1 protein-coding gene is annotated in these 1,112 nt (G+C 67.6%); it reads right to left on the bottom strand.

Features of this window, described 5'->3' with window-relative positions:
- A partial coding sequence (locus tag ACIPSE_RS47260; protein WP_401676404.1) for a methylmalonyl-CoA mutase family protein occupies positions 1–1,112 on the bottom strand: 1,112 nt, incomplete at both ends.

Below are 1,112 nucleotides of genomic sequence, written 5' to 3'. Positions count from 1 at the left end.
TTGTTGACGCCGATGACGGGCTGGCGGCCGGAGTCGATCCGGGCCTGGGTGCGGGCGGCGGCCTCCTCCACCCGCAGTTTGGGGATACCGGCGTCGATGGCCTGCGCCATGCCCCCGGCCGCCTCGACCTCGCGGATGTGCTGCCAGGCCCGCCGCGCCAGGTCGTAGGTCAGCTTCTCCACATATGCGCTGCCGCCCCACGGGTCGATCGTCCGGGTCGTGCCCGACTCCTGCTGGATCAGCAGCTGCGTGTTGCGGGCGATGCGCGCGGAGAAGTCGGTGGGCAGGGCGAGCGCCTCGTCCAGGGCGTTGGTGTGCAGGGACTGCGTGTGCCCCTGGGTGGCGGCCATCGCCTCCACCGCGGTACGGGTCACGTTGTTGAACACGTCCTGCGCGGTCAGCGACCAGCCCGAGGTCTGCGAATGCGTGCGCAGGGAAAGCGACTTGGCGTTCTGCGGCTCGAACTGGCGCACCAGCTTGGCCCACAGCAGGCGGGCCGCGCGCAGCTTGGCGATCTCCATGAAGAAGTTCATGCCGATCGCCCAGAAGAACGACAGCCGGGGCGCGAACGCGTCGACGTCCAGGCCCGCTTCGCGTCCCGCGCGGATGTACTCCACGCCGTCGGCGAGGGTGTAGGCCAGCTCCAGATCGGCCGTCGCGCCCGCCTCCTGGATGTGATACCCGGAGATCGAGATCGAGTTGTAGCGGGGCATGCGCTGGGAGGTGAACGCGAAGATGTCGGAGATGATCCGCATCGACGGCTTCGGCGGATAGATGTAGGTGTTGCGGACCATGAACTCCTTGAGGATGTCGTTCTGGATGGTCCCCGCCAGCTTCCCCGCCTCCACCCCCTGCTCCTCCGCCGCCACGATGTACAGCGCCAGCACCGGCAGCACCGCACCGTTCATCGTCATCGACACCGTCATCCGGTCCAGCGGAATCCCGTCGAACAGCTGCCGCATGTCGTAGATCGAGTCGATCGCCACCCCGGCCATGCCCACATCACCGGTCACCCGCTCGTGGTCACTGTCGTAACCCCGGTGCGTGGGCAGATCGAACGCGACCGACAGACCCTTCTGACCCGCCGCCAGATTCCGCCGGTAGAACGCGTT

This window comes from Streptomyces sp. NPDC090106 (assembly GCF_044747265.1).
Classification (GTDB): domain Bacteria; phylum Actinomycetota; class Actinomycetes; order Streptomycetales; family Streptomycetaceae; genus Streptomyces.
The sequence above is the reverse complement of the archived record's forward strand: the minus strand, read 5'-3'. Positions and strand labels throughout refer to the sequence as shown.